The sequence below is a fragment of the Pseudomonas pharyngis genome (assembly GCF_021602345.1).
Lineage (GTDB): Bacteria > Pseudomonadota > Gammaproteobacteria > Pseudomonadales > Pseudomonadaceae > Aquipseudomonas > Aquipseudomonas pharyngis.
The window spans coordinates 568,224-587,787 of the sequence record NZ_BQID01000001.1 but is presented as its reverse complement, the minus strand read 5'-3'; the positions used below and the strand labels follow the sequence as shown (position 1 = coordinate 587,787).

Annotated in this window: 10 protein-coding genes; 1 reads left to right on the top strand and 9 read right to left on the bottom strand. The window is 62.6% G+C overall.

Translation table 11 applies throughout. From position 1 onward, the window contains the following. Positions 1–92: 92 nt before the first annotated feature. The 4 genes from L6D74_RS02690 to L6D74_RS02675 all read right to left on the bottom strand — a co-directional run bounded on the left by L6D74_RS02690 (position 93) and on the right by L6D74_RS02675 (position 5,035). The gene (locus L6D74_RS02690; RefSeq protein WP_236187609.1) at positions 93–3,050 is read right to left on the bottom strand and encodes an autotransporter outer membrane beta-barrel domain-containing protein; all 2,958 of its coding nucleotides are present in this window, start codon (positions 3,048–3,050) and stop codon (positions 93–95) included. 220 nt (positions 3,051–3,270) lie between these two features. After that, complete coding sequence (locus L6D74_RS02685) at positions 3,271–3,942, bottom strand: GNAT family N-acetyltransferase (protein ID WP_236187608.1); 672 nt, start codon at positions 3,940–3,942, stop codon at positions 3,271–3,273. 12 nt (positions 3,943–3,954) lie between these two features. Further along, entirely contained in the window at positions 3,955–4,401 is a 447-nt protein-coding gene (locus tag L6D74_RS02680) for a GNAT family N-acetyltransferase (protein WP_011336633.1), read from the bottom strand. 10 nt (positions 4,402–4,411) lie between these two features. Next, positions 4,412–5,035 carry an FMN-binding negative transcriptional regulator gene (locus L6D74_RS02675; RefSeq protein WP_236187607.1) on the bottom strand — a complete coding sequence of 208 codons (624 nt, stop codon included), beginning with the start codon at positions 5,033–5,035 and terminating at the stop codon, positions 4,412–4,414. Positions 5,036–5,127: 92 nt separating this feature from the next. On the opposite strand from L6D74_RS02675, the gene pdxR reads away from it, so the two are divergent. Next, positions 5,128–6,681 (top strand): MocR-like pyridoxine biosynthesis transcription factor PdxR, encoded by a 1,554-nt coding sequence (pdxR, locus tag L6D74_RS02670; RefSeq protein WP_236187606.1) that lies wholly within the window; start codon positions 5,128–5,130, stop codon positions 6,679–6,681. A gap of 15 nt (positions 6,682–6,696) precedes the next feature. Here the strand turns inward: pdxR and L6D74_RS02665 are convergent, their stop codons facing one another. The 5 genes from L6D74_RS02665 to L6D74_RS02645 form a co-directional block, all read right to left on the bottom strand. After that, on the bottom strand, positions 6,697–11,277 hold the full coding sequence (locus tag L6D74_RS02665) for a dermonecrotic toxin domain-containing protein (RefSeq protein WP_236187605.1): 4,581 nt from the start codon (positions 11,275–11,277) through the stop codon (positions 6,697–6,699). Between the two features lie 141 nt (positions 11,278–11,418). Further along, positions 11,419–15,984, bottom strand: coding sequence for a dermonecrotic toxin domain-containing protein (locus L6D74_RS02660; RefSeq protein WP_236187604.1), 4,566 nt, complete (start codon positions 15,982–15,984; stop codon positions 11,419–11,421). Positions 15,985–16,139: 155 nt separating this feature from the next. Beyond that, a complete protein-coding gene (locus L6D74_RS02655; RefSeq protein WP_007954279.1) occupies positions 16,140–17,165 on the bottom strand; it encodes a histone deacetylase family protein in 1,026 nt (341 codons plus the stop codon). Positions 17,166–17,298: 133 nt separating this feature from the next. Further along, positions 17,299–18,297 carry an AraC family transcriptional regulator gene (locus L6D74_RS02650; protein WP_236187603.1) on the bottom strand — a complete coding sequence of 333 codons (999 nt, stop codon included), beginning with the start codon at positions 18,295–18,297 and terminating at the stop codon, positions 17,299–17,301. 167 nt (positions 18,298–18,464) lie between these two features. Then, positions 18,465–19,469 (bottom strand): asparaginase, encoded by a 1,005-nt coding sequence (locus L6D74_RS02645; protein WP_236187602.1) that lies wholly within the window; start codon positions 19,467–19,469, stop codon positions 18,465–18,467. Positions 19,470–19,564: the final 95 nt, after the last annotated feature.

The window sequence follows — 19,564 nt, the reverse complement described above, 5'->3', positions numbered from 1 at the left end:
CGGTCGCCGGCGGGAGGTGAACCCGCCATGATTACCCAATCGTCCAGACGCTTTTACCTACAACACCCGCTGAAATCCGGATTGGCAAAATCTCAAAAACTCATCTGCCACTGCCCGATCAACCCGTGATTGCGACTGTTGCTGCCAATCTCGCCGCTGTATCCAACCCCCAGCGTATGCCGCGAAGAAATGCCCAGATCCAGCCCTGCTTCGAGCACCAGACTGTCACGATCCAGCGAGCTGCCATCGACGTTGAACGCCGTGCCACCCACGACGAAGGCCTGACGGGTCGAGCTGCTGACATCGCCGTAGGTGTGCTTCCAGCCAGCGGCCATGCGCGGGGTCAGGCTCATGCCATTGTCCAGCGAGCCGAGGTGCGCCAGGCGCACGCCGAAGGTGCTGCTGAAGTTGTCCTGAGTCTGGCTGTCGACCTGCAAGGCCGCCGCGCCGCCCTTTTCCTGATAGCGGTCGCGGTGATAGCGCTGGTAGCCGAGGCTGGCGAACGGTTCGGCGCTGAGCCGGCCAGTGCCCATGGCATAGCCGAGTTCGGCGAAGGCTTGCTGGCTGTCGGCGTCGTAATCGCCTTTGGGACGATCGCTGAAACCATTGAATGCGATGGTGCGCTTGCTTTCGCCCTGATGGCCGCTGTACGCCGCGCCCAGGCGCAGGGCCAGCGGGCCGTTTTGATGCAGCGCGTAAACGCCGGCGTGCCAGCTCTCGACATTGCCGTCGACGCCGGTGGCGTCCAGATCGGTCTTCGAATAACCACCGAGCACGCCCAGTCGCCATTGTGGATTCAGTGCCCAATCGGCACCGAGCACGCTGCCTTTGGTTCGCTGTTCCAGACCGCTGCTGCCGTGTTCGCCATCCAGCTTGCCATAGCCGCCGATGGCCTGCAGCCAGAGCCGGCCCCGGGCATTCGGGTCATTAAGGTTTCGCGCTTCGGACGGAACGCCGTTAGCCGCGAGGATCGGCGTATCACGCTGATCAAGACCGACCATCAAGCCGGGACTGCCACCCATTTGCTGCATGGCCGAGAGCATGCTGCTGCCGACTTGGCTGCTGGCGCCGAGGGTGGCGCTGGTCAGGTTGGCGTTGCTGGCGCCGGCCAGTTGCTCGATGGCCGCGCCTGCACTGCTTTGAGTGGTGTTGAGCAAGGCGTTGTACAGCGCATTGTTCTTGCCGATCGAGGCCAGGCTGTTGGCGGCGTTGCTGCCGTTGCCGGTGGCGGCGAATTCATTGAAGGCCACGTCATTGCGGGTATAGGTCAGGTCGACCTGCGTTGGTGTGTAGGCGAGGGTCGGCGTAAGGAACGCGTAGTCGCTGGTGACCGCGCCGAACTTGCCGTTGACCCGCGCTGCCTGCAGCACTGTGTAATGGCTCTGCCACGGATAGGTTCCGCTACCGGGATTGACCGCCAGCGTCGCGCCGTTGAGGTTGGCCGTGCCGCCGATCTGGACTGGCGCGCTGCTGCCATCGGCGTTGACGCCGTAGGCGAGGGTAGATGCGCTGCCCATGTTCAAGTCGTGCACGATGGTCGCGGTGCCGAGGCGGGTGTCGGTGCGCAACGTGCCATTGACGTTGAGGTTGCCCACCGAACCACCACCCGCATACACACCACCGGCGTCCACGGTCAGGTTGCCGGCGATGCCACCCTGGTTGACCAAAGTGGCGCCGTTGCGCACGGCACCGCCGTCGCTGAAGTCGCCGCTGCCGGTGAGCGTCCAGGCGCCTTGTTTGACTTCCAGCCATTCAAAGTTGCGGCTGGCACCGAAGCTGCCGCCCGCCGCGTCGTCCATCACCACCCGGTCGTAACCGCTGCCGCCATCGACCACGCCGACAAAGCGGCTGCCGCTGCGCAGGGTCAGGCTGTCATTGCCGCCACCCAGGTCCAGCGCCAGGCCGTTGCTGCCGCTGATCGTGCCGCCGTTGATCACGCTGTCGGCGAACTCTCCGACGAATTTCACGCCGAAGCCGTTGAGGCCCTGGATAGTGCCGTAGTTCTCCAGCGTGGTGGCCGCCAGCCCTGCACCGCCGCTTCCGTCATCTACCAGAATGGCGCTGTTGGCGCCGCTGATCAGTGCATCCTTGGCGTTGAGAATGTAACCGCCGCCCAGGGCAATGCCTTCACTGCCATTGGCGAAACCACCCTTGTCCACACCGCCGGCGCCGACGCCCTGGATGGTGCCGTAGTTTTCGATGTGGGCGATCTTGTCGATGTCCACGCCGTCGCCGTCGCCATTGGCTTGCAGCCCGGAATAGGCGCCAGTGATGGTGCCGTGGTTGATCACCGTGCCGTCGCCATCGGAGCCGAAACCGGAGCCATTGCGCCCGGTGATCTGCCCGTAGTTGACCAGCGTCGCTCCTAGGTCGGTGGTGATGCCATGCCGGCCGCCGGAAATCACGCCGTAGTTGGTCACGCTGACGCCGGTCGCGGTGTCGATATCGATGCCGTCGAATTTCTGGTCGGCGTTGTGCGGGTCGCCAGTGGAAATCTCGCCGTAGTTGCTGATGGTCGCGTTGGCACCGGTCTTCATGCCGTCGCTGGCGTCGCCACGAATCAACCCGCCCGCGCGGTTGATGATCGTGGTTTTTACCCCGTCGCTGCGCAACGCATCCAGATCCAGGCCTTGGCCGGTGGTCGAGCGAATGGTGCCCCTGTTGTCGATCAACAGGCTGCCGCTGACAAAGTTGCTGTCGATGCGAATCGCATCGTTGGAACCGAGAATCTGCCCGCCGCTGCGGTTGTAGATCGCGTAGTTGCGTGCCTGGGTCAGATCGCCGCTGCTGTCGATAGCCCGGCCGCCGCTGGAAATGATCTTGCCGGCGTTATCGATGATCACACCGACGCCGCTGGTGCCGTCCTTGAGGCTCACAGCCTTGCCGCTGTTGGTGATGCTGCCCGGCGCCGAAATCGTCAGCGTGTCGCTGCCACCCAATGTCTGCGATGCAGTCGTGGCGGTGTCGATCTGCACGGTCTTGCCGTGGGCGGCACTGGTGGCGATCAACAGGGCGATGGCAAATGACAGGCGCTGGGGCGGGAAGGGCATGGGAGAACGTCCTTTTTGTTATAAGCGGGGCGTCCTGTATAGCGGAGGGTTTTTACAGAATGATGTACGGCCTATGTGCATTCTTTTGCAGTTCAGGCCTCAGATTTGGACGTTCATCTGCAATTCATTGCAGATCCGACGGTGGTGCAGAGTCGAAATCGCAGCCTTGGACATCGTTTGAATGAGATGCCGCAGGCTGCGCTCTTTTACGTTCACTGGCTCAACCGCGGCACTCGACCAACCCCTTCACCTGCCCATCCGCCGTCTGATTCTCATCGCTCAACCAACGTTCGAACCCGGCCGCAATCGCCGGCCATTCCGAATCCAGAATCGAGTACCACGCGGTATCGCGGTTCTGGCCCTTGACCACCATGTGTTGGCGGAACACGCCTTCGAAGCTGAAGCCCAGGCGCTCGGCCGCGTATTTGGAGCGGGCGTTGCCGTTGTTGCATTTCCATTCCAGGCGGCGGTAGCCGAGGGCGAAGGATTCCCTGGCCAGCAGGTAGACCGCCTCGGTGCTTTTCGGCGAGCGCTGCATCGGGGCGCCGAAGGTGACGTGGCCGATTTCGATGCGGCCCTGAGCCGGGACGATCGACATCAGGCTGAGGATGCCTTGCACCTGGCCGCTGGCGCGGTCGATGACGCTGAAGAAATACGGATCGCTGTGGGCGGCGTGGTTGTTCAGCCAGTCATTGAAGGCACTGCGTTCCGGGAACGGGCCGTAGGGCAAGTAATCCCAGAGTTTCGGGTCGGCGCCCGGGCCTTGCAGGGCGTTGAACAGCTCGTCGCCGTGGCGCGCCGGGTCGAGCTTTTCCAGACGGATGAAGCGGCCTTCGATCAGGGTGGTCGAGGGCGGCGGCACGCCTTTCCAGTCAGCGAGAGAAATGGTCATGCGCGTGGCTCCTTAAATGGCTTTGCGAAACTGGATGAAACCCGGGCGTTCGGCGATGCGCTCGTAGAGCTGGATCGCCGTGGCATTGGTTTCGTGGGTCAGCCAGTGCACCTTGCAGCAACCGTCGGCCTTGGCCGTGGCGTAGACGTGTTCGATCAACAGGCGACCGACGCCGGTGCCACGGGTTTGCGGCTCCACCAGCAGGTCTTGCAGGTAGCAGGAGTTTTCGATGCTCCAGTTCGAACGATGGTAGATGAAATGCACCATGCCCACCGCTTTGCCGTCAGCCCAGGCGAGGGCGGCGTGGGTTGGTTCGTTCGGGTCGAGAAAGCGCTGCCAGGTGCTTTGGCTGACGGCGTCCGGCAATTCCGTGTTGTAGAAGCGCAGGTAGGCCTGCCACAGCGGCAGCCAGGCGGCGTGATCGGCGGCGCTGACCGGACGGATGTCGATCTGACTCATGGTGATTTCCTTAACGCATCAAGTGAGCGAGGGTTTGATCGTTGATGTCGGGGCTGGCGGCCAGGCCTTCGCGCACGCCGGCGATGTCTTCGGCGCTGCGGTTCTGGCTGAGCTTGCGCTTGCCTTCGAGCCGGTCAATCGGAATGGCAAACCCGACGATGGCCTTGAGCATGCCGTCGATGTAATCGGCCGGGGCATCGTCAACCGACCAGGGCTGGGCGCGGCCGGCCTCATGGCGATTGGTGAGGGTGCTGACGATATCCAGCAGCCGACCGCCATCGCTGAAGGTTTCGGCGTGACCGTAGGCGTGCACGGCAACGTAGTTCCAGGTTGGCACGACTTTGCCGTGCTCGGCCTTGCTCGGGTAAAAGCCCGGGCTGACGTAGGCATCGGCACCGGGGAAAATCAGCAGGGCCTCGGCGCCGTCGCGAAGGTCTTTCCACTGCGGATTGGCCTTGGCCAGATGCCCGTACAGCGTACCGTTCGGACCTTGTTCACGATGCAGCAGCACCGGCACATGACTGGCCTGCAAGCTTTGTTCGCCGTGGGTCACCAGAATGGCGAGGCGGGCGGCGAGGATCAGTTCGTGCAGTTGGGACAGGTCGTCGATGGCAAAGGCGCGGGGTGTGTACATGGAGAAAATTTCCTTGGCGAATGCCTGCATCGTAGGCAGGCTATTGGTCTGTTGTAAGAGCCATTGATGACCAATTTCATAGGTCCATTGTCATGCCCGATCCGACCACACTGTCGCTGCCGTTCAACCCTGCCGGTATCGAACTCGACCGCCGCAAAGGCCTCAGCTGTCAGCTCTACCAGGCCTTGCGCCTGCGGGTACTCGACGGGCGCCTGGCCAGCGGCACGCGGTTGCCGGCGAGCCGTGATCTGGCGGCAGCACTGGCGATTTCCCGCAACAGCGTGGTGCGTGCCTACGATCAGTTGTATGCCGAAGGCTTTATCGAAGGGCGGGTCGGGGACGGCACTTACGTGGCGCAATTACCGCAATCGCTGGCGCCCGCGAAAAAACTATCCACAAAAGTATCCACAGGTTTTTCAACAGGCTTACCCACAGCCTTATCCACAATTTCGTTAGATTCCACTGGTGATTTATCCAGCAAAGTTATCCACAGCGGTGCGTTGCAGCGGCTTGAAGAGAACCATTTACCGACGCCACTAAGCGGTCCGCCGCGAGCATTCCGGGTCGGTGTTCCGGCCTTCGATCTGTTCCCGTTCGACGTCTGGGCCAAGCTGAACGCGGCGTTCTGGCGCAAACCCGATTTGCAGCAGCTGTGTTATGGCGATCCGGCAGGCGATGCGCGCCTGCGCGGTCTGATTGCCGCTTATTTGCGCAGTTCGCGGGGTATGCAGTGCTCGGCTGAACAAATTGTGATCACCAGTGGCGCACAACAGGGAATCAGCCTTTGTGCACAGTTGCTGGTGGAGCCGGGCGCCGGGGTGGGCATCGAGAATCCCGGCTACCGCGCAGCGGGTCATGCCTTTGCGCTGGCCGGTGGCCGGTTGCAGGGCATCGCCGTGGATCAGGAGGGCATCGACTGCACGGCCCTGGCCGCCGCCGAAGACTGCCGGGTGGCGTATGTCACGCCGTCCCATCAATACCCGACCGGAGTGGTCATGAGCCTGGCCCGTCGTCTCGAACTGTTGGCCTGGGCCGAGCGCACTCAGGGCTGGATCGTCGAGGATGATTACGATGGAGAGTACCGATACACCGGTGCGCCACTGGCCCCTCTGGCTGCACTCGACCGGCAAGGACGGGTGTTGTACGTGGGTACTTTCGGCAAAGTGGCGTTTCCGGCCTTGCGCCTGGGATATCTGGTGTTGCCGCCGGGCCTGGTCGAGGCTTTCTCGCAACGTCGCGCGGTAGACGTACGGCATTCCGAAGTCAGCACTCAGGCGGTGATGGCCGAGTTCATGGCCGCCGGCCATTTTCAGCGGCATATCCGCAGGATGCGCCGAGCCGCCCTGAGCCGGCGCGACACCTTGATGAGTGGCTGGCCGCAGGAGGTCGAGGGTGTCGGCCCGCTGCCCGCGGTCTCCGCCGGCCTGCATTTGACGGTGCCGGTGGAGAGCGTCGAGCGCGAGCGCCAGCTGATCGAACTGGCGCGCAGCGTAGAGGTTGAGATCAGCGGATTGAGTAACTACTGGCTGCCCGACTCGCTGACCCCGCTCGATCGGCGAGCCGGTCTGGTGCTGGGTTTCGCCGCCGTCCCGGAGCCGGCGATCGATTCGGCGCTGGGCCGTTTGCGCCGGGCCTGGCGGGTGTGAGCCTGCGACGTGACTTCAATCGTCGACCGGGTCGCGGGGCTGCGGCTTCAGGAACAGGTCCCGAACCACCGGATCGACAATTTTACGCAGCGCATTCTCGACCGCATCGAACGTGCTCAAGGATTGCCGCGTCGCCGCGTCGAGCGTTTGCAAGTAGGGCTCGGCGGGTTTGAGGTGGGCGGTGGTGTATTTCGCGTCGGGGTCCTTCAGGGCGTCGTAATGGAAATGCGCCACCCAAAGCGGTTCATTATTGCGGGCTTTGTCGAGGATCCGGTATTCCTGAAAATAATCCCCGCGTTGCCGGGTGCGGATGCGTCCGCGTTCATCCTTGACCACCTCCACCAGCCCGTTGTCATACAGCCAGTGAAAGTACGCCTCCCGGGGTTTGCGTTGCTTGAGCATCGCGGCATAGGTGCTGATGCCTTCGGTCCGGGTGCGTTGCGCTCCGTTGCGTAGTTCCTGACTGAGAGAGGCCACCGGCAGAGGGGGGCGCCCAGCCCTTTGCTGGGCTGCGAGCGCAGCGTCGACGTCGCTGGCCGTTTGCGTGAGCCTGACCGATTGCTGTTCGAACATGTCACGTATGTCCGCTGGAATGCGGCCGGGACGTTTGGCATCTTCCCGGGTTGTACGGTTGAACTCGTTGATTTTCAGATTCAGTTCCAATGCCCGCGCGATGACATCGACGGCATCGGATTTTTTGGGGAGCCGCGAACGCGACAGTTTGATAAAGGGGATTTCCCTGATAGCACCGGACTCTTCGCTCTCGCGTGACGATTCGCTGGCGCCCTGACGAGGGCGGCTCTTGCTGACCTTCACCCTTGGTCTCGACGTCGACGGTCCCGGCTGCGAAACGGACACGACCGGCTGCTCGGTGCGCTCCGGTAGTTCTGCGACCAGGCGCGCGCCGGCCAGCGCATGGAATTCACCGATCAGCTCATGGATGCGATCCAGTCGCGCCTGCACGAACAGTCCCGGGTGGGCGGCGGGCAACTGCTCGATTTCTTGCGCGAGGCTGGCGAAGCGGTCGTTCAAGCGGGCCAATTGCTCGATTCGTTGGTGCTGCGCGCCAGCGATCGGTTCAGCCCTGGTCAGCTCGATCAGGTCATGGCTGGCAGTCGAAGCGTTGCCGGTGATGAGGTTGACGGCTTCTCGGGCATCTTCCATGGCCGGGCCGGGCTGTTCGCGCACGCACCATTCGTAAGCCATGCTGATTTCGTTGGCCTTGAGGTCCAGATCGGTGAACGCCGGAAGCAGCCGTTCCAGATCGTGCCCCACTTTGCTCGAAATCCCCGCCAGTTGTCCCAGGGTGTCCAGCGACTGACGCAGAACCTGCCGCCGGGCGATCATCTGGTCGCTCAGTGCCGTGGCTCGGGTGGTGATATCGATCTGTTCGTCCCGTGACAGGGAGATATCTGTGCTTGCACTGTTGGCGAATTTTTCGGTCATTTGTGCATAGACACGCATCTGCAGGCGCAGTGCACCGCCCAGGCATCGGTGTTGTTCTGCGGTCAGGCGCATCAGTTGGGACTGATAGAACACGCCACCGCCTCCGCTCTGACGCCAGGTTTCCAGGTGTCCGAGCGCCTGGGTGTATTCGTCACCCAGCGCCTCGGCCAACGCTAGGTAGCGTTGGGCCCTGGGTTCGAATTCACTCGAGGAACCGTCCCGTGGCAACTCGAGCAGGGCGCTGCTCACTGCGTTTTTGCGGATCACTTCCTGCGCCATGAACTGATGAAGGGCCGTCCAGGCTTTTTCCTTGTTTTGCGCCTTGGCGCGCCGCAGCGCCTCGATTCGCCCGGTCGGGCTGCCTCCGCGCAGTCGCAGTTTCGGGTCCCAGTGCCACTCACCCAGCGTGTCATCGAATTTGATGGCCAGGCCGGTATGCGAAGGGTCGGCCGGGTCTACGATGCAGACCGGTTCATTGTCGGGCGCCGTCACTTGAAACCAGCGCGCTCCCACGCGTGCGCATAACCGATCGCCGAGGGTGTAGAGGTGGCTGACCGGGGAAATCGAATGTCCGTCCAGATCCGGATCGGGTATTTGGAAACGCTCCAGCATGGCCGTGAATCCGGCGCTGGTTGACGGGCGTACCAGAGTGCCTGGCTCGACGCTCGACAGATGGTTCGGGGCAATCACGTCGGTCATGGCGTTTGCGTTGAAACGGATGGTCGGCGGCGTTGGCGGGAAAGCAACGGAAACGGCGGGTATCTCTTCCAGTGTCTGTTCAGCCGAGGTCTCGAACAGCGCCAGGGGCGTACGACTGCGCAGCGTGGCGATGTGCTGCGTCAGGATGATGCCGAGGGTCAGCAGGATGTCTCCGACGGAGCGCCACTCCACCAGTGTGTCTCCCTGTTCCCGGGCATCGATTGCCTGCTGGATCTGTTCGATGGTTTGCCAGACCCACACGGCGGTGCCTGCTGCGCCAACCATGAAATTGGACGCGATACTGAACACCGCCCAGCCGCTGTTCGCGAGCAAGGCTCGCCGACGTTCGCTGTTGGAGACTGACTGGCGGTCGGCCAGTTCGGCCAGCGCCTGGCTGTTGGCAGTGTGAAGGGCGTCGAGGATATCGCCGGTCAGCGGCGTATCGTCCAGTCCGATCGGGCCGATCAAGTCGAAGTGGATAAAGGGCTCGAACGCCATCCGGGGAATGATCCAGGGTGACGGAATGCCGCTGGAAAAAACGAACTGGGCGTATTCGAAACTCAGCGACGGGCTGGCCAGCCAGGCCAGCACCGAGTCTCGCAACTCTCCAGGCTGATAAATCGCGTAGAGCAGGTTTTGCGGGGAAGCGAACTGCCGCAGCGGGGTGTCCGACAATGGCCGGTAAAGCACACAGGGGCCCAGCTCCGGCTCGCGCGGCCCGATGATGAACGTGTTGGCCACCGTGTCGGCCACGTTGCTCATGCGGTATCGAGGCCTGAAGGCCAAAGGGCGGATGTACACGCCGGGCTCGGTGTCGGACTGTCCCGCGCTGATGGATGCCATCAGTTGACAGATATACGTGTAACCGCGCTCGTCGACATCGCCTCGATGCCGGAGCTTGCACTCCAGGGCCAACAGCGGCAGCAGGGTCGGCAGCTGGCGCCGGTAGCGGGCGGCCTGTTGCGGGTCGTCGATCAGTGCCCTTTTTATCAGTGCCGGGTAATGGCCTCCAATATCGACCTGCTCTGCCATCTGCGTCAGGTAGTCGACGGTCAACCATGCCGGCACGCGATGGCCATTGGTGAACGCGACGCTGGCGAGATACGGCGTGGTGTTTTCAAGGGCGAACTCGCCGAGGGTCTGATGTTCCTGCTCCAGAGGGTTGGGCAGGGTCAGGCCGGCAACCTCGAAGCTGTGAGTGACGGTTATCTGCAGGTCGTCGAGCGGCAGCGAGGCGGCGTCTTCGGCAGCTTTGTCGGCGACAATCGCCTCGCGCATCTGTTGTTGGGCGTAGGACTTGATCGAAAGCAGAGGCTGTCCGACGTTATCACTCGGTTCCTCCTTATGAAGCCTTCCGAGTTCGACGATGTAGCGTGTGTAAGCCTGAAAATCACGGATCGACCCCGTGTTAAGCCACTTGGGAATGGCCCGGTTCAACTGGCTGAGCCGGGCATGGTCCCTGCCGCTTAAATGCCTGTTGTGCGATGGCGAGGAAAGGGCAGTCGGAACGACGGGGCGGTTGGCGGGATCAAGGGCCTTGATGTCGTCCAGCTGAATGTTCACCAATGCCCACGTACAACTGTCGAAAATGTTTTCCTGCGGCTCCACCAGTCGCCACTCGAGGCTGCGCCCGCTCAGGTCCAGGTCGAGGCGTCCGGGCAGTGACTCTCCCAGTTCGGCAAGGGACGAAAACGATTCGTGGCCGGCGCCGATGGTGTACATCAAAAACCGTTCGCGCTGTTTGACGGTCGCGGTCAGCACGATCGCGCCTGCGATGGTCAAGTGGGTGGTGTTCGAGCCCTCGACCAGGTCGATATCCAGCAGGCAGGCGCGGATCTGGCTGAATCCGTTTAGTGTCGATTGACGCATGGGCTTTTCCGGATGGTTGGCCACCCACCGCCCCAAGGCGCAGGCGTCGGCATCCCAGCCAACAGCGGATTGCACGTCCACGGCGGTTTTCAGTGTGTCGGACAGCTCCTGCCAGCGGGGGCAATGTGCGCCGGTTCCATTCCAGTAGTCGAGTTGTTGCTGTGCGAAGGCGATGAAAAAGAATGCGGCGTGCTCGTTGAGCAGCGATGTCAGCTCATCCATGTCGACGGCCAGGTGAGTGGCCGGTTGGGCGTCCGGCGTGACCGTCAGGAAATGTTCGCCTTCGATCAGGTTCGCTCGGGTTTTCTCGACACTCTGTCGGATGAGCGCGTGGGTCAGGGATTCGAACCGGAAAGACTCGATCGCGAACCCTTGTTCATCGTCGCGCCAAACCGGAGTGGCGAGCATGGTGTGATCGGGGTCGATCTGCAGGTGTGCATAGTGCTTTCCCAGCGCCTGTTGCAGTAGCGTCGAGGCCACCTGATTCAGCGTCGGGCCCTGGCTGATCAGATCGATCAGCCGGCTCTGTTCGAGCAAAAACGGGGAAGAGGCAGGCGTGGTGCCGGCGGCGGTTTCAGTCATGGTTCAGATCCCGTGTGAAAGGGCAGCGCGGCTGGCGGCCCTGATGCGACGCACGTTATCCGGGCGGGCATCGGGCAGGGCGGTGCATAGATATATGCCGTCGGCCGATGCCCGAATTTCGCGGGCAGCGGCGCACCGGCGTCAGGAAAAGAACAGCGCAGCGGCCTGCGCACGATTGATTTCACCGCGGTAAATGGCGATGAGTTCCTGGTTGCCGGTGGTGCGCGGATCGAAGCGTCCACCCAGTCGGCGTTGCTCTACGGTTTTCAGGTGCGCGGCGTTGAAGGCGGTCACCGGATCATCGATTCCGCTGTAGTGAAAGTGCGCGTACCACAGAACCGCGCGGGTTTCGTGGTCAAGCACCTCGTACTCGTCCAGGTAACCCTTCCCGGAGCCCTTGAGCCGCTGCCGGGCAGCGGCTTTCGAGATGTCCACCTGGCCCTTGCTCTTGAGCCATTCGACACGGGCCGCGGTGGGTGGTTGCTGCTTGATGATCCGGATGCGTGCGCTTTGGCCGCGCTGATAAAGCGCGGTGGCGGCATCGGCGAGTTCTCTGTTCAGGGTGCTGGCCGTGGCATTGCGATCATCGGTGAGATTGCGCGCGGTCAGGGCCCGGTCGATTGCATCCCTCGCTTCGCGCAACCGGTCGGCATGCAGGTAGTAGAGATCCTGAATTTCGCTCGGAATGCGCGCGGCCCGGTTGATGTGGGCCTCCGTGCGCCGGTGAAAGGCAGGCAGGCCATCGATCAGCGCCTGGCCTTCCTCGATACAGCGGTGCAGGCTGGGTGCCGGTCCTTTTGACACGGGTTTGGGTGTGACCCTTTCGAGCCAGACACCCGGACTCTTTTCGTGAAAGGTGGCGATGATCTTGCCCGTCAGGGGCGCGCGCACGTCGACCAGATCGGTTTCCCGGCCACTGGCGTCCTTGCGTGGCTCACCGACGACCGTGCCCTTGTAACGGGTCTTGATGACCTTTTTGGCCGACGCCGTCGATGGTTTAGAAGGGCCCGGTACGGGATCGAACTGTCGTTGGTCGCGCAGCAGGTTCACCAGCCGGTCGACCGTCCTGTCGGCAAATCCGGCAACGCGCCGGCGTACCTGTTCGATGCGATCGGCAAGCAGTTGCTCCGGATACTCGACGAGCAGGTCTGCAAAGCGCTGATCGACAGCGACGAACTGTTCGGCCAGATTGCTCATCGTCTCGATCCGCTGACTCAGATTTTGCAGACTCTCCTCGTTGCTCACTTCCAGAGAGCTCTGGATGTTCAGCGCCGCATCATCGATCAGGTTTTCCAGCGCCAGCCGCGCATCGACCGGCTCTTGTGTCAGGTCCGGCCTGATGCACAGCTCCTGCTCCAGCGTGATTTGCAGCAGCTTGAGGTCATCGATCGTGTAGCGGGGGAGTTTCGCCTTGTAGTCTCGCGTGACTTCAAGGGCGTCCCTGCCCAGCAGGCTCAGTTCATCGAGTCGGCTACGGGCGTATTCGATCTTGTCGATCATGTCCTGGGTCATGTCACTGGCTTTGGTAAAAGGCGCGTTGCGCTCTGCCGACAGGGGTGCCGAGGGTTCGTCAAGCAATGCCAGGGTAGTGCTCAGGCTGCTGCGGAATTCGGACGATTGTTCGTCGAGCCAGGATTGCACCAGAAACAGCTGCAGTGATAACCGCTCGATCATGGCGGTACGGTAATTGGGGATAGGTTCGACGACGTTCATGGCCTTGAGCTGCTGGATATGCTCACCGTACGCCCTGATCTGCACCTCCAGGGTGTCGAGAAACTGCTCCCGGGCGCTCGAACGGTTATCGGGGGTGGCCTGCAGCATGGCCTCGCGCACCTCTTTGAGCTGGGTCTGTTTGGCCTGCAAGGTGGCGTCGAAGTCGGTGAGCGCTGCCTTCATCTGAATCAGCCGCGCCCGGTTCTCGTCCTGCAGTTTCCTGAGCCGGCTGCGCAGGCCGCCACCGTTGAGGCGCAGGCGAAGATCGACGAACCACTGACCGTCGGCATTGTGAGTCAGCAGCGGCCCGGTACGCGCAGGCTGCTGGCGCGAATCGCTGATCTGGACACGTTCGTCGTCATTCACGATCACCTCGAACCAGCGCTGACCGACTGCTGCATACCAGGCGCGCCCATGGGCATGAAGGTGTTGGTATGGGCCCTCGTCCTGGGCATCACCCAGGCCTTCGGGCCTGGGGACCTGGAGGCTGTCGAGCAGCGAGCCAAGCCCCGGTTGCGAGCGGTCCAGAGCGCCGATGGCGTTGACCGAGATGTCATGGCTGGCGGACAGTTCGCGGTCGCCGATGTCCGGCAGGCGCAGCACCTTGATGGCCGGGGATAGCGTTCGGGCAGGTGTTTCAACGACGGTTTGCGGCGACGCCGTTGATTCATGGACCGGCCTTCTGCCAACAGCGGCCCTGTGGGCCAGTACCATGCCCAGTGCCAGGAGGATGTCGGCCAGCGCGCTCCAGTCGAGTCGGGCCGGAGCCTCATTGGCGGCGTCATTCATTGCCTGCAAGTCATCGATGATCTGCCAGATCCACGCCGCCGTCCCCACGCTGCGCCCCAGGAACGGCAGCGCCGCATTGAAAATCCGCCAGCCACCATTCTTCAGCGAAGCCCAGCGTGCTTCAGCGTTGGATACCGACTGCCGGTCCGACTGGGTGAGCATGGCTTGCACATTGGCGTTGAACAGGGCTGGCAAAATCGGGTCTTCGATCACGTCGCTGGCCAACGAAACAGGACCGCTCATATCGAGGGCGGCGCTCGGATCGACCAGCGATTGGGGAATCGTCCAGATCGAAGGCAGCCTGGCGGGAAATACGTACTGCTCGTAATTGAAGCGCACGTCGTCAGGCAACCAGGCCAGTACCGCCTGGCGAATCGAGCGTGAATGCTTGATTGCGTATAGCAGGTTGGCGGGGCTGGCGTATTGGATCAGTGGCGGATCGAGCAGAGGCCGGTAAAGCAGGCAGGGGCCCTGGTCGGTCTGGCGCGGACCGATGATGAACATATTGGCAACGATGTCACGGGGGCGCTGGCCGACAATGAAAGCCAGCGGGCGGACAACGATCTGCTGTCCATCCACTTGCCGTTCGCTGGCGGTGTCGGCCAGTGCAGCGACAATGTACCGATAGCCTTGTTCGTCGATATCCATTTCGCCACGGATCTTGTGTTGCAACGCCAGCAGCGGCAGCTCGGCGGCTAACTGTCGAGTGTAAAGCCGCTGCAGGGTGGAGGCCCGGGTGCTGTCCTCGACCAGGCAGCGTTTCAGCATGGCCGGGTAACGGGCCCCGATGTCGACGGTGGTCACGAGCCTTTCCAGATAATCGGCACTCATCCAGTCAGGCACCGGAGTGCCGTCCTTGCAGCGCACGACTTTGTTGCCCGGCGGCAGCCCGGCCAGATTCTGCAAGGCGAGATCGGTGAGGGACAGCGTGAGGGTCTCGGTATTGCCCGGCCACATGAACGTGCCCCAGACCACCAGGCTGGTAATGCTGATTTCGAGGTTGTCGACCCTTACATCGTTTGCCCGGGGTTGTTCTCTGCGGATCTGTGCGCTCAGGGCTTCGAGGGTGAAAGTGCGCAGGTCGGGGACTTCGTTCTGGAACGTCTTGCCGGCGTTTTGGTGTTGTATCAGCACCAGATCCAGCAGGTGGCGGCTGTAGCAGGTCTGGTCATCGGCCCTGGCCTGGTCCAGCCAGGACGGCAGCAGTGGTCGCAAGTGCTCGGCCTGGGGTTGGAGTTGCGGTGGCAGCTCTGCGGTGTGTCTGCCGAGCGTGCCCGGATGCGGTAGAACGCCCGGCCGGGTAGAGGGCGGCGACCCGAGCGCGCCGATGGCGTCTGCTTCCAGAGCGATGAGAATGCAGGCCTGGCGATCAAAAAAATTGCCCTCCGGCTCGATCAGCCGCCAGTTCAGCGAGACCGGAACAGCCTTCGCCGGATACGCGTTCCTGATAGCCTCGCCCAGCTCCTCGAAAGAGTCGAAGCGCTGGAAACCCAGCGGCAGTGAGTGGCTCAGGATCAGGGTGCGCCCGGCTACCGAGCCGACCAGCACGGCGGTGTCGAGGACGTGGAGATGGCGGCGTTGCACCTCGTCACCCGCGTCGACATCGATCAGGTACGCGCGGGTCTTGTACTTGTCCCGGGGCAGGCGCTGCGTTTTGTCAGGATCGGCGAAAACGGCCCGGGCCATGGCCAGCCGATGTTCGTCCCAGTCGGTTGTATCCTTGACGTCCCACAGTGCACGCAAGGCGTCCGACAACGAATACCAGCGCGGATGCGACAGGCCTGTGGGTTCGTTCCAGTAATCGATCTGTTGTTCCTGATAAGCCACGAACAGCAGTGGCGCGAGTTCATTGATCAAGCGGGCGAGCGCATCGATCTTGACCGCCAGCGTGACCGGTTGCTCATTCGTCGAGCGCCGGACAAGGTAATGCTCCCCATCGATCCAGGTGACGGTGGTCGCGCCAAGTGCGAGACGCACCAGCACATTGGTCAGGGATTCGGAGCGGCTTCGGCCAGGAATCACGCGATCTCCGTCGATTTGCCAGACCGGAGTCACCACGAGGGTCTGGCGCGGGTCGAGCTCCAGTTCCGGATACAGGGTCTTGAGTGCCGGGCGCAAGGTATTCGTGGCGACCTCCCACAGTGACGGACCGGTCACCAGTTGGGTCAGTACGTCGACAGCGCTGGGCGTCGGGATTTCAGGCATGGCCATCTCCTTGATTGAACCTCAGGCGGCCGGAAGCGGCGCCGGGTCGAGCAAGGTAGCGGGCGAGACGGGAGCGGTTGCGGTACATAAATATCGCAGGCAAAAAAAGACCCGCGTGTGCGGGTCGGGGTATCAGGTGGCGGACTTGAAGCGGCTCATTGCTCGAAACCTTCGAGCACATTCACCGCGTTGATACCGATTTCTTCTACCGCGTAGCCACCTTCCATGACGAACAGGGTCGGTTTGCCGAGGGCGGCGATGCGCTTGCCCATCGCCAGGTAATCCGGGCTGTCGAGCTTGAACTGCGAGATCGGATCGTCCTTGAAGGTGTCGACGCCCAGCGACACGACGATGATGTCGGCGCCGTAGTTATCGATCTCCTGGCAGGCCTGATCCAGCGCTGCGCTCCAGACATCCCAGCCGGAACCGGCCGGCAGCGGGTAGTTGAAGTTGAAGCCTTCGCCGGCCCCTTCACCGCGTTCGTCTTCGTAGCCGAGGAAGAACGGAAATTCCGCTTCCGGGTGGCCGTGGATCGAGGTGAACAGCACGTCGCTGCGCTCGTAGAAAATCGACTGAGTGCCGTTGCCGTGGTGATAGTCGACGTCGAGGATCGCGACCTTCTTGTGGCCCTGATCAAGGAACGCCTGCGCGGCGATGGCGGCGTTGTTGAGGTAGCAATAACCGCCCATCAAATCGCCGGCAGCGTGGTGTCCCGGCGGACGGCACAGGGCGAAGGCACCCCGGGCGCCACGCTGGATTTCCGCTTGTGCGGTCAGCGCCACCTGCGCCGCGCTGTACGCCGCTTGCCAGGTGCCGGCGGTGATCGGTGCGCCGCCGTCGAAGCTGTAATAGCCGAGCTGGCCGTGCAGGCTGGTCGGTTTGACCTGACGCAGGGTGCGCGCCGGCCAGGTGTAAGGCAGCAAATCGCCGTCGGTGTTGAATTCGGTCCAGCGCGCCCAGGCGCCTTTGAAGAAGTCGAGGTAGTCGCGGCTGTGGATGCGCTCGATCGGCCCGAGGCCGAAATCCTTCGGCGCCTCGACCGGGCCGAGGTTTTGATTTTTTACCCGTTGCAGCACGTGGTCGGCACGCGACGGCATCTCGAAGCAAGGCTTGAGCTGCCCGTCGATCAACTCGCAGCGGCCATGGTGCAGGTGGTGATCGTCAGAGTAGATCGTCAACATTTGTTGTTCTCCGCAGGGGGCTGATTCGGTTGGCTCCAGTGTTGCGGCGCGGGACGAATCGGAGAACGGCCAGAGAGGCCAAAAGAGGATCGATGTGGCCAAAAATACTGACCTGATATCGCCCCTCGACGGTTTAACCGTGTGGCCGGAACTGACTCGGTGCCACGCCGCTCCAGCGCACGAAGGCATGACGGAAGCTTGCCGTCTCGCTGAAACCCAGGGTTTCGGCGATGCGGTAGATCGGTAACTGATCCTCGCAAAGCATCTGCTTGGCCCGCTCGAAACGCAGTTCGTCGAGCAGTTCCTGATAGCTGCAACCCATGTCCTTCAGATGCCGGCGCAGGGTGCGCGGCGAGCAGTTCATCTGCTGCGCCAGACCTTCCAGCCCCGGTGCGGCATTGAGTTGTGCGCAGAGCAACTGACGGATCCGCCCAAGCCACGCCTGACGGCCAGTGAACTCGATGTTCTGCTTGCGGCACCGCTCGGCCATGGCTTGATGGGTGATGATGTCGGCGAGTGGCAGCGGCTGGTCTAGCCAGCATCGGTCGAAGGCGAAGGCGTTGTCCTTGGCGCCGAAATGCACGGGCGCCTTGAAGTGCTCGGCGTAGCTGTCGCGATAGTCCGGCGCAGCGTGTTCGAAGCGGGCAGCCAGCAATGGCAGCGGATGGCCGAGCAGGTCGTCGCAGATGACTTTCAGCGACACCAGACAGAACTCGGCATTGAACACCGCCATTGCCGGGCTTTCGCGGTAATCGGCGGCAACGAACCAGACGCGCTCGCCGTCGTCCTCCAGGCTCAGCTCGAAAAGTGTTCCCAGCAGCGCCGGATAACGGATCGCCAGCCGTAAAGCGTCACCGAAGGTGGCACAGGTCAGCAGCGCGTAACCGAGGATGCCGTAGCAGGAAACATGCATGCGCCGGCCCAGTTCCAGTCCGATGTCGTGCTTGAGCGCGACCGCATTGGCGCAGACCTGCATCTCCTGATTGGTGGTGATGCGGGTGTCGGCGCGGGCCAGATCGGCTGCACGGATGCCGCTGCCAGCGAGCAGCGCTTCACTGGGTAGGCCTTCGGTCTTGAACGTGTTGAGGATCAACGAGACCGCATTGAGCGTAGTGAGGTGGGAGTGGAGCATAAGATCTTCCAGCCTTGGGATAGCTGGAACGCAGCAAGTTACATGCCGCACGAAGAGTCAATTGTGGGGGCGGGCTGGCACGCGAATGCGTTGTGTCAGACGACATCAACGCATCTGACATAGCGCTTTCGAAAGCAAGCCCGTTCCCACAGGGCGATGACGTGGTCTCAGACCAACTCACCGCACAGGTCGAGTTCGACCAGGCGCCGTACTTCAGCCGTATCAAGGCCTGCACCGAACAGTCCGTTCAACTTGCCGAACGCTGCTTCGCGGGTCATGCCGCCACCGGACAACACGCCAACACCACGCAAGCGGCTGCCGGCTTCATACACATCCAGTTCCACACCGCCTTCATGGCACTGCGTGACTGCAACTACGACCACGCCGTTGTCCCGCGCCCGGCCGAGGCTGGCGAGGAACTCTGGATTGTCGCTCGGCCCGGTGCCGCTGCCGTAGCACTCCAGCACCAGACCCTGAATGCCGCTGTCGAGCAGGCCGTCGATGATCTCGGCGCCGATGCCCGGGAACAGCGGCAGCACCGCAACCTTGGCCAGTTGTTTCGGCTGGTTGTAGTTCAGCGCAGCCGGCAGGGACGTGGCTTTCACGCCGCCGCCCTGACGCTCCAGACGTTTGAACGGATGACGGCCGAAGCTGCGCACTTTCGCGCAACGGGTCGGGGCCAGCAGTTCGCCGTGGAAATACAGATGCACACCCGGCGCCAGGCCGTGGCCGAGGGCGACCAGTGCGCCGCTGAGGTTTTCCCAGGCATCGCTGTCGGTGACGCCGGCCGGCAGCATCGAGCCGGTGAAGCACACGCGGGCATGCAGGCCGAGCAGCTGGAAGCTCATGGCTGCGGCGCTGTAGGCCAAAGTATCGGTGCCGTGCAGGATCAGCACACTGTCGCAGCCTTGCACATCGACGGCGTCGGCCACCGCTTCTCGCAGTTGCTGCCAGTAGGCCGGGGTCATGTTGGCGCTGTCGATTAGCGGCGACATTTCGCGAAAGCGCCACTGCGGCACCACCAGCTCCGGCTGGCTGTGCAGGTAATCGCGCATCCGCGCTTCGAAACCGGACGCCGGGGCCAGGCCATTGGCGCTGGCCTGCATGCCGATGGTGCCACCGGTGTACAGCACCATGACGTGCTGGGCGGCAGGGTAGGTCGAGGAATTCATGGGGAGTTCTCCTGAACGAGGACAGCATGCGGTCGAGCATGACGCCGACCGCTGCTTGTGTCACGCCGGGCGCAGGATCTGCGCCCGGTTTTTAC

Excerpts from the sequence above, each read along its gene's own strand:
- L6D74_RS02675 (WP_236187607.1), bottom strand. The coding sequence starts at position 5,035 with ATGTACACACCCCGCGCCTTTGCCATCGACGACCTGTCCCAACTGCAC.
- L6D74_RS02685 (WP_236187608.1), bottom strand. The coding sequence starts at position 3,942 with ATGACCATTTCTCTCGCTGACTGGAAAGGCGTGCCGCCGCCCTCGACC.
- pdxR (WP_236187606.1), top strand. The coding sequence starts at position 5,128 with ATGCCCGATCCGACCACACTGTCGCTGCCGTTCAACCCTGCCGGTATC.
- L6D74_RS02665 (WP_236187605.1), bottom strand. The coding sequence starts at position 11,277 with ATGACTGAAACCGCCGCCGGCACCACGCCTGCCTCTTCCCCGTTTTTG.
- L6D74_RS02650 (WP_236187603.1), bottom strand. The coding sequence starts at position 18,297 with ATGCTCCACTCCCACCTCACTACGCTCAATGCGGTCTCGTTGATCCTC.
- L6D74_RS02690 (WP_236187609.1), bottom strand. The coding sequence starts at position 3,050 with ATGCCCTTCCCGCCCCAGCGCCTGTCATTTGCCATCGCCCTGTTGATC.
- L6D74_RS02655 (WP_007954279.1), bottom strand. The coding sequence starts at position 17,165 with ATGTTGACGATCTACTCTGACGATCACCACCTGCACCATGGCCGCTGC.
- L6D74_RS02660 (WP_236187604.1), bottom strand. The coding sequence starts at position 15,984 with ATGCCTGAAATCCCGACGCCCAGCGCTGTCGACGTACTGACCCAACTG.
- L6D74_RS02645 (WP_236187602.1), bottom strand. The coding sequence starts at position 19,469 with ATGAATTCCTCGACCTACCCTGCCGCCCAGCACGTCATGGTGCTGTAC.
- L6D74_RS02680 (WP_011336633.1), bottom strand. The coding sequence starts at position 4,401 with ATGAGTCAGATCGACATCCGTCCGGTCAGCGCCGCCGATCACGCCGCC.